General features: G+C 73.0%; 8 protein-coding genes. 6 read left to right on the top strand and 2 right to left on the bottom strand.

Annotated elements, in window-relative coordinates; translation table 11 throughout:
* The 5 genes from pcaC to B7767_RS40470 all read left to right on the top strand — a co-directional run.
* Positions 1-486, top strand: a 486-nt coding sequence (gene pcaC / locus B7767_RS40490; RefSeq protein ID WP_085576271.1) for a 4-carboxymuconolactone decarboxylase, incomplete at its 5' end; no start/stop codon positions are given.
* 52 nt (positions 487-538) lie between these two features.
* On the top strand, positions 539-1174 hold the full coding sequence (locus B7767_RS40485; protein ID WP_085576269.1) for an MBL fold metallo-hydrolase: 636 nt from the start codon (positions 539-541) through the stop codon (positions 1172-1174).
* A 52-nt stretch (positions 1175-1226) separates the two neighbouring features.
* Entirely contained in the window at positions 1227-2006 is a 780-nt protein-coding gene (locus B7767_RS40480; protein WP_085576268.1) for an exodeoxyribonuclease III, read from the top strand.
* A 75-nt stretch (positions 2007-2081) separates the two neighbouring features.
* Positions 2082-2489 (top strand): DUF6278 family protein, encoded by a 408-nt coding sequence (locus B7767_RS40475; RefSeq protein ID WP_085576267.1) that lies wholly within the window; start codon positions 2082-2084, stop codon positions 2487-2489.
* A gap of 146 nt (positions 2490-2635) precedes the next feature.
* Positions 2636-3412 carry an amino acid ABC transporter ATP-binding protein gene (locus B7767_RS40470; RefSeq protein WP_085576266.1) on the top strand — a complete coding sequence of 259 codons (777 nt, stop codon included), beginning with the start codon at positions 2636-2638 and terminating at the stop codon, positions 3410-3412.
* Between the two features lie 270 nt (positions 3413-3682).
* Here B7767_RS40470 and B7767_RS40465 read toward each other — a convergent pair whose 3' ends face one another.
* Positions 3683-4435, bottom strand: coding sequence for a hypothetical protein (locus B7767_RS40465; RefSeq protein ID WP_085576265.1), 753 nt, complete (start codon positions 4433-4435; stop codon positions 3683-3685).
* Positions 4436-4587: 152 nt separating this feature from the next.
* Between B7767_RS40465 and ggt the strand changes: the two genes are divergently transcribed.
* Positions 4588-6396 carry a gamma-glutamyltransferase gene (ggt, locus tag B7767_RS40460; RefSeq protein ID WP_085576264.1) on the top strand — a complete coding sequence of 603 codons (1809 nt, stop codon included), beginning with the start codon at positions 4588-4590 and terminating at the stop codon, positions 6394-6396.
* 40 nt (positions 6397-6436) lie between these two features.
* On the opposite strand, the gene B7767_RS40455 is transcribed toward ggt, so the two are convergent.
* On the bottom strand, positions 6437-8965 hold the full coding sequence (locus tag B7767_RS40455; protein ID WP_085576270.1) for an ATP-dependent Clp protease ATP-binding subunit: 2529 nt from the start codon (positions 8963-8965) through the stop codon (positions 6437-6439).
* Positions 8966-9012: the final 47 nt, after the last annotated feature.

The raw sequence follows: 9012 nt of genomic DNA, 5'->3' as shown, positions 1-9012 counted from the left end.
CTGCCCGCGGCGGCGGTGACCCCGGCGCCGGCCGCCGCCCCGCCGCAGCTCGCGCCCGTCGCCGAGATCGCCCCGCCCGCCGTACCGCAGCAGCCGCAGGGCAGGCCCGACGCGTACGACACCGGCATCAAGGTCCGCCGGGAGGTGCTGGGCGACGCGCACGTCGACCGGATCCTGGCCGGGACCGACGCGTTCTCGGGCGACTTCCAGGAACTCGTCACCCGCTACGCCTGGGGCGAGGTCTGGGACCGGCCCGGACTCGACCGGCGCACCCGCAGCTGCGTCACCCTCACCGCCCTCGTCGCCGGCGGCCACCTGGAGGACCTCGCCTTCCACACCCGGGCCGCCCTGCGCAACGGGCTCACCCCGGACGAGATCAAGGAGGTGCTGCTCCAGGCGGCCGTCTACTGCGGCATCCCGGCGGCGAACAGTGCCTTCCGGGTGGCCCAGCAGGTCGTCCGCGAGGAGACCACGCCCCAGGAGTGAGCCCCGGGGGCGCTCCGCGCGGCCGTGGACGGCACGGGGGCAGAATGGGACCGTGAAGCTCACGAAGAAGTCGCACTCCTGCGTCCGCCTGGAGAAGGACGGACGCGTCCTCGTCCTCGACCCCGGAGGGTTCAGCGAGGAGGACGCGGCCCTCGGCGCCGACGCCGTCCTGGTCACGCACGAGCACCCCGACCACTTCGACGAGGGCCGGCTGCGGGCCGCCCTGGAGGCCGACCCCGCCGTCGAGATCTGGACCCTGAGGTCGGTCGCGGAGCAGCTCTCGGCGGCCTTCCCGGGCCGCGTGCACACCGTCGGCCACGGCGACACCTTCACCGCCGCCGGCTTCGACGTCCAGGTCCACGGCGAACTGCACGCGGTGATCCACCCGGACATCCCGCGCGTCACCAACGTCGGCTACCTCGTCGACGGCGGGAAGCTCTTCCACCCGGGTGACGCGCTCACCGTCCCCGACCGGCCGGTCGAGACGCTGATGCTGCCGGTCATGGCCCCCTGGAACAAGATCTCCGAGGTCATCGACTACGTCCGCGAGGTGAGGCCGCGGCGCGCCTACGACATCCACGACGCCCTCCTCACCGACCTCGCCCGGCCGATCTACGACCGTCAGATCGGCGCCCTCGGCGGTTCGGAGCACCTGCGGCTCGCGCCGGGGGGCTCCGCCGAGCTGTGACCCGGCGGGCGGCGGGCGCGCGTTGTCACAGGTGCCGGGTAGGTTGTGGACCATGCGCATCGCGACCTGGAACGTGAACTCGATCACCGCCCGCCTGCCGAGGCTCCTGGCCTGGCTGGAGAGCAGCGGCACGGACGTGCTGTGCCTCCAGGAGGCGAAGGTCGCCGAGGAGAAGTTCCCGGTGGAGGAGGTGCGCGAGCTGGGCTACGAGTCGGCGGTGAACGCCACCGGCCGGTGGAACGGCGTGGCGGTGCTCTCCCGCGTCGGCCTGACGGACGTCGTCAAGGGCCTGCCGGGCGACCCCGGCTACGACGGCTCCGTCGAGCCCCGTGCCGTCTCCGCGACCTGCGGCCCGGTCCGCGTCTGGTCGGTGTACGTGCCCAACGGGCGCGAGGTGGACCACCCCCACTACGCGTACAAGCTCCAGTGGTTCGAGGCGCTCAAGGCCGCCGTGGCCGGCGACGCGGCGGGCGGCCGGCCGTTCGCGGTCCTGGGCGACTACAACGTGGCCCCGACCGACGACGACGTCTTCGACCGGGCCGTCTTCGAGGGCTCCACCCACGTCACCCCCGCCGAGCGCGCCGCCCTCGCCTCCCTGCGCGAGACCGGCCTCTCCGACGTCGTCCCGCGCCCCCTCAAGTACGACCACCCCTTCACGTACTGGGACTACCGCCAGCTCGCCTTCCCCAAGAACCGCGGCATGCGCATCGACCTGGTGTACGGCAACGAGCCCTTCGTGAAGGCGGTCACGGACTCCTACGTCGACCGCGAGGAGCGCAAGGGCAAGGGTGCCTCGGACCACGCGCCGGTCGTGGTGGACCTCGACGTGTAGCGGGGGACCGGCCGGCCGTCGTCCGACCCCGCGCGCCTGTGGTGCGCGGCACGGTACGAGTGCCAGGCTGGCGGTATGAACATCCCTTTCCTGGGCAACCGGCGCCAGAAGGTGGGGGTCCCCGATCCCGAGGGCATCGCGGAACTCCTCGCCGAGTGCGAACTGCTGCGCTCCCAGGCCGACCGGGCGGGTGTCCGACTCGACGACTCCCCGGCCTCGTTGGAGGCGCTGGACCAACTGGTGCCGCGCTGGCGGGACGACGAGGAGGCCTCGACCTGGCTGGGCAACGACGCGGGGCTGTACCTCGGCACCGTCATCGTGCGCACCGTGCCGGGGGCCGCCTGGGAGATCCGCGCCGACGGGCAGCCGGTCGTACGGCTCACCTCCGGGCGGGAGTTCGACGTCGTGGACGCCGGACACGAGTGGGCGGCCAGCGGCGTGCCCGAGCTGTCCCAACTGTACGCGGAGGTCGCGGAGGCGTGAGGCCCCCGGCCCGCGAATCGGACAAATCGGTGTGAACCGGTGTAAATACGGCTAATGACCGAAGAGTGCGTGTCGCGCCGTCCCGGTGATCTTGCCCGGATACGTTGCGGCGACCACCGCACGGCTGAGGGCGAGGAGGGACGGGCATGGCCGGCGATCCGCTGATCGAGCTGCGTGACGTCGACAAGTACTTCGGGGACCTCCACGTCCTGCGGGACGTCGGGCTCACCGTGGACAGGGGAGAGGTGGTCGTCGTCATCGGCCCGTCGAGGTCGGGGAGGTCGACGCCGTGCCGGGCGATCAACCGGCTGGAGACCGTCCGGTCCGGCACGATCCTGCTCGACGGCCAGCCGCTCCCGTACGGGGGCAAGGCGCCGGCGCGGCTGCGCGCCGACGTCGGCATGGTCTTCCAGTCGTTCGACCTCTTCGCGCACAGGACCGTGCTGCAGAACGTCCCGCTGGGCCAGGTGAAGGTCCGCGGGCGCAAGAAGGAGGACGCCGACCGGCGTTCACACGCGCTCCTCGGCCGCGTCGGCGTCGCCGGCCAGGCGGACAAGTACCCGGCGCGGCTCCCGGGCGGCCGGCAGCCGGGGGTACCTCCCAGGCCCTCGGGGCACCGGGGGAGGGCGGCGATCGCGCGGGCGCCGGCCACGGAGCCCAAGGTGATGCGGTTCGACGAGCCGACCTCCGCACCGGACCCGGAGAGGATCAACGAGGTCCTGGAGGTCATGCGGCAACTGGCCGGTGAGGGCATGACCGTGATCGTGGTCACGCACGGGACGGGTTTCGCCCGTCCGGCCGCCGACCGCGCGGTCTTCATGGCCGACGGCCGGATCGTGGAGGACCGCACACCCGACGGGTTCCTCGGTGATCCGCGCAGCGACCGCGCCAAGGACTCCCCCTCCGAGATCCTCGAGCACTGAACGGGGTGACGCCCGTAGACTCCCCCGCCCGGGCCTCCACTAGAATGGTCCCTTCATCCCGGTGGGGGAGGGGACTCCGCGCCAGGAGCGGGGACACCGCCACCGGGAGGGGCCCACCGCCCCGCGTCCAACGGGGCGGCGGATCACATCGGCCGGACCCGTCCGGCGGCAGCCGGAGATCACTGCTCGCGCGGCGGACGCGACCCCGACGGGTCGTCCGCCGACGAGGAGAAGGTCAGCTGCGCGCCGGACGGGTGGTGCTGAACGAGGTCAGTCCGCCCGGTGACTGTTCCGCGGCGCGGCCGGCAGCGCGGTCTGCGCGACCCTGGTGACGTCCGCGACCAGCTCCACCACATCGGGGCCGTACGCCTGCGAGTTGATCACCTTCAGCAGCAGGACGAACGAGTTCGAGCCGTGCTTGCGGGCCAGCCGCTCGTGGTTGCGGGCGAGATAGCGGGTCGCGGCCTGGTTGGTGATCGCGCGCTGACCGCAGAACAGGAACACCGGCCGCGTCTCGCGCCGTTCACCCGCGGTCAGCCGCGCCAGCAGCACGTACTCGGTGACGCCCGGGTCCATGCGGTAGCGCTCGGAGCCGATCTGGAAGGCGCCCCGGTCCGGGCCCGGCTCCGGATCGACGTTGACCCGCACCCCCGGCAGCATGGCCGCCATGTGGGCCACCATCCGCCGGTTCGACCCCGGCCCGCCCACACAGAACTCGGTCCGCTCGCCGAAGCCCTGGTGGGCCGCGTCCTGGGTGACCATCTGGACATGCGCCCCGCAGTCCTTGACCAGCGCGGAGAGCTCGAGGAGCGCGAACACGTCGAAGCGGTGCACCGCCGGTTCCGCCGTCGCCGGATCGCGGTTGACGACGAGCAGGGACTCGGAGTTCTCCGGCAGGCCGAAGAACGCCTGCTTGCGCCGGAGCTTGCGCCTCCACAGGTAGGTACGGGCCATCCAGCCCAGCGCGGCGCTGATGCCGGCGGCCACCACGCCCAGAACGATGTTGCGCACGTCGTCACTCATGGGCGCGCATGCTAGCGGTCCCGCACAAACCCGTGTTCGAGACGTGGGCCACAGGGCCCGCCGGGCGACGGGACGGCACACCCCTCCGGCATCCCTGACGGGAGCCCGGTGACGAACTAGGCTGCGCGGACAGCCGTTTACCGGAGGTGCGGATGCGTCGTCCTGTCGCACGGAATCTCGCAGTCCTGGCGGTCGGTGCCGCCGTGCTGTCGGTGGGGGCGGCCCCGCCGCCCGCCCAGTACGGGGCACCCTTCCGGCACACCCCCAAGGTCCCGGTCGCCGTCGGCCACGGCGGCGCGGTCTCCAGCGTCGACGCCGACGCCTCCGCCGCAGGGATCGAGATCCTGAGGAAGGGCGGCAACGCCGTCGACGCGGCCGTCGCCACGGCCGCCGCGCTCGGCGTCACCGAGCCCTACTCGGCCGGTGTCGGCGGAGGCGGCTACTTCGTCTACTACGACGCCCGCTCGCGCACCGTGCACACCCTCGACGGCCGCGAGACGGCCCCGCTGACCGCCGACTCCGGACTGTTCCTGGAGAACGGCCGGCCGATCCCGTTCGCCGAAGCGGTCAGCAGCGGACTCGGGGTCGGCACCCCCGGCACGCCCGCCACCTGGCAATGGGCGCTCGACAAGTGGGGCGAGCGCGGCCTGGGCACGGTCCTGAAGCCCGCCGAACGCCTCGCCCGCGACGGCTTCACCGTCGACGAGACCTTCCGCGCGCAGACCGCCGCCAACGAGACCCGCTTCCGCCACTTCCCCGACACGGCCGAGCTGTTCCTCCCGGGCGGCGAACTCCCGGCCGTCGGCTCCACCTTCAGGAACCCCGATCTGGCCCGCACCTACCGTGAGCTCAGCCGCGAGGGCGTCGACGCCCTGTACCGGGGCGGCATCGGCCGGGACATCGTGAAGACGGTCAACAAGCCGCCCGTGGACCCGGCTTCCGGCTGGAACGCCCGCCCCGGCGAGCTGACCCCGCGCGACCTCGCCGCCTACCGCACGAAGCCCCAGGCGCCGACGAAGACCTCCTACCGAGGCCTGGACGTCTACTCCATGGCGCCTTCGTCCTCCGGCGGCACGACGGTCGGCGAGGCGCTCAACATCCTGGAGCGCACCGACCTGTCCGGGGCGGGCGACGTGCGCTATCTGCACCGGTTCATCGAGGCGAGCAGGATCGCGTTCGCCGACCGGGGCCGCTGGGTCGGCGACCCCGCCTTCGAGGACGTACCGACCGGGGAGCTGCTGTCGCAGCGGTTCGCGGACTCCCGCGCCTGCCTGATCGAGGACGACTCCGTCCTCACCAGCCCGCTCGCCCCCGGCGACCCCCGCGACCCGGCGCCGTGCGCCGAGGGCGGCACGGCCGCGCCGACGACGTACGAGGGCGAGAGCACCACGCATCTCACCACCGCCGACCGGTGGGGCAACGTCGTCGCCTACACGCTCACCATCGAGCAGACCGGCGGCAGCGGCATCACCGTGCCCGGACGCGGCTTCCTGCTCAACAACGAGCTGACGGACTTCTCCTTCGCCCCGGCCGACCCGGCCGTCCACGACCCGAACCTGCCCGGCCCCGGCAAGCGGCCCCGCTCGTCCATGTCGCCGACGATCGTGCTCGACCGGCACGACCGGCCGGTGGTGGCGCTCGGCTCGCCCGGCGGCTCCACCATCATCACCACCGTGCTGCAGACCCTCACCGGATTCGTCGACCGCGGCCTCCCCCTCGTCGACGCGATCGCCGCACCCCGCGCCAGCCAGCGCAACGCCGCACAGACCGAACTCGAACCCGGCCTGTACGACAGCGGGCTGAGGCAGCGTCTGGAGGCGATCGGGCACTCCTTCCGGGAGAACCCGGAGATCGGCGCGACCACCGGCGTGCAGCGGCTGCCGGACGGCACGTGGCTCGCGGCGGCGGAGAAGGTCCGCAGGGGCGGCGGATCGGCGATGGTGGTCCGCCCGGCGCGCTAGACACACGGCGGGGCGCCCCGTCCGGGGCGCCCCTTCCCGCTCACAGCTCGGGTGCCGGTGTCTCCTGCGTACGGAACGCCAGGCGCCCGTCCTCCGTGTCCACCGTCACCCGGCCGCCCTCCCGGACCCGGCCGTCCAGCAGCAGCCGCGACAACTGGTTGTCGACCTCCCGCTGGATGGTGCGGCGCAGCGGCCGGGCGCCGTACTCGGGCTGGTAGCCGCGTTCGGCCAGCCAGTCCACGGCCGCGTCGGTGAAGTCGACCGAGATGTTCTGCCCCTTGAGCCCGCGCCGGGTGCCCTCCAGCAGCAGGTCGGTGATCCGCCGCAGCTCCTCAGCGGTCAGCTGGCGGAACACCACGATCTCGTCGATCCGGTTGAGGAACTCGGGCCGGAAGTGCTCCCGCAGCGGCCGCAGGATCTGCTCCCGCCGCGCCTCCTCGTCGGCGTCCGCGCCGCCGGACGCGAAACCCAGGGTCGCGCCGCGCCGGGTGATCGCCTCGGAGCCGAGGTTGCTGGTCATCACGATCACGGTGTTGGTGAAGTCCACCGTCCGGCCCTGCGAGTCGGTCAGCCGCCCGTCGTCGAGGACCTGGAGCAGGATGTTGAAGACGTCCGGATGGGCCTTCTCCACCTCGTCGAGCAGCAGCAGCGAGTACGGGTGCCGGCGCACCACCTCGGTGAGCTGACCGGCCTCCTCGTGCCCCACGTAGCCGGGCGGGGCGCCCACCAGCCGGCTCACCGTGTGCCGCTCCTGGTACTCGCTCATGTCGAGGCGCACCATCCGGTCCTCGCTGCCGAACAGCGCCTCGGCGAGCGCCCGCGCCAGCTCCGTCTTGCCGACGCCCGTCGGGCCGAGGAACAGGAAGCTGCCGATCGGCCGGTCGGGGCTGGCGAGCCCCGCGCGGGAGCGCAGCACCGCGTCCGAGACGACGCGCACCGCCTCCTCCTGGCCGACGACCCGCTGGTGCAGGTGCTGCTCCAGACCCAGCAGCCGGTCCTTCTCCTCCTCGGTGAGGCGGCTGACCGGGATGCCCGTCTGCCGGGCCACCACCTCGGCGATCGCCTCGGCGTCCACCCACAGGCTCTGTCCCTCGTCGACCTCGCCGTCGCCGCCGGCGTCCGTGATCCGCTGCTTCAGCTCCACGATGCGGTCCCGCAACTGCGTGGCCTGCTCGTACTGCTCGTCGGCGACCGCCTGGTCCTTGTCGCAGGTCAGCTGCTCGACCTCGCGCTCCATGGCCCGTACGTCCGTGCCCTTGGTCCGGGCCCGCAGCCGCACCCGCGCGCCGGCCTGGTCGATCAGGTCGATGGCCTTGTCGGGCAGCCGGCGGTCGCTCAGATAGCGGTCGGACAGCTCCACGGCCGCCAGCAGCGCCTCGTCGGTGTAGCGGACCTGGTGGTGGGCCTCGTACCGGTCCCGCAGACCGCGCAGGATCTCGATCGCGTCGGCGGGCGTCGGCTCGGGCACCATGATCGGCTGGAAGCGGCGGGCCAGCGCCGCGTCCTTCTCGATCCGGCGGTACTCCTCCAGGGTGGTCGCGCCCACGATGTGCAGCTCGCCGCGGGCGAGGGCCGGCTTGAGGATGTTGCCCGCGTCCATCGAGCCGCCCTCGCCTCCGCCCCCGGCGCCGACGACGGTGTGCAGCTCGTCGATGAAGATGATCAGCCGGTCGGAGTGGGACCGGATCTCCTCGACGATGTTGTTCATCCGCTCCTCGAAGTCGCCCCGGTAGCGGGTTCCGGCGACGACGCCCGTCAGGTCCAGGGCGACCACGCGCCGCCCGAGGAGCACGTCGGGCACGTCCCCCTCGGCGATCCGCTGGGCCAGCCCCTCCACGACGGCGGTCTTGCCGACGCCCGCGTCACCGATCAGCACCGGGTTGTTCTTGCCGCGCCGGGAGAGCACCTCGACGGTCTGCTCGATCTCGTCGTCGCGTCCGATCACCGGGTCGATACGGCCCTCGCGGGCGAACGCGGTGAGGTCACGGCCGTACTTGTCGAGGGTCGGCGTGCCCGTCGCGGGGCGGGGCCGTTCGGCGCGGGCCTGCGGGGCCTCCGGTGCCTCCGGCGGGCCGGAGGGGGCGAAACGGGCCGCGTTGAGGATGTGGCCGGCGGCCGAGTCGGGGTTGGCGGCGAGGGCGGTGAGCACGTGCTCCGGGCCGATGTAGCCGGCGCCGGACGCCCTGGCCATCTCGTGCGCGTCCAGCAGGGCCCGCTTGACGGCGGGGGTGAGGGACAGGGAGGTCGGCGGCGGGGCCTCGCCCGGGCCGTGCTGTACGGGGCCGGAGCGGTCGTCGATCTCGGACGCCAGGGAGTCGGGGTCCGCGCCGGAGCGGCTGAGCAGGCTCCGGGTCGGCTCGGCGGAGAGGGCGGCGCGCAGGAGGTGCTGGGTGTCCAGGTCACGGCTGCCGTGCTCGGCGGCGTACTGGGCGGCGCCGCGTACCAGTTCGCGGGCGGGTTGGCTGAGGAGTCGGCCGATGTCGATCTGGCGGGGGCGTTGTCCGCCGAAGAAGCGGGCGAGGAATTCTGCGAAGGGGTCGCCCTCCGGGCCGACGAAACCACTCGTCATCGTCATCCGTTCCTTCGCTGGGTCGACGTGCCGGGGCCGGGTAACCC

Origin of the sequence: Streptomyces sp. 13-12-16 (genome assembly GCF_002114215.1) — a bacterium.
Taxonomy (GTDB): domain Bacteria; phylum Actinomycetota; class Actinomycetes; order Streptomycetales; family Streptomycetaceae; genus Streptomyces.
Note: the sequence above shows the minus strand (reverse complement) of the source record. Positions and strands in the feature narration are given on the sequence as shown.

Coding starts and splice junctions, on each gene's coding strand:
- B7767_RS40470 (WP_085576266.1), top strand. CDS start 2,636: ATGGCCGGCGATCCGCTGATCGAGCTGCGTGACGTCGACAAGTACTTC.
- B7767_RS40480 (WP_085576268.1), top strand. CDS start 1,227: ATGCGCATCGCGACCTGGAACGTGAACTCGATCACCGCCCGCCTGCCG.
- B7767_RS40475 (WP_085576267.1), top strand. CDS start 2,082: ATGAACATCCCTTTCCTGGGCAACCGGCGCCAGAAGGTGGGGGTCCCC.
- ggt (WP_085576264.1), top strand. CDS start 4,588: ATGCGTCGTCCTGTCGCACGGAATCTCGCAGTCCTGGCGGTCGGTGCC.
- B7767_RS40465 (WP_085576265.1), bottom strand. CDS start 4,435: ATGAGTGACGACGTGCGCAACATCGTTCTGGGCGTGGTGGCCGCCGGC.
- B7767_RS40455 (WP_085576270.1), bottom strand. CDS start 8,965: ATGACGAGTGGTTTCGTCGGCCCGGAGGGCGACCCCTTCGCAGAATTC.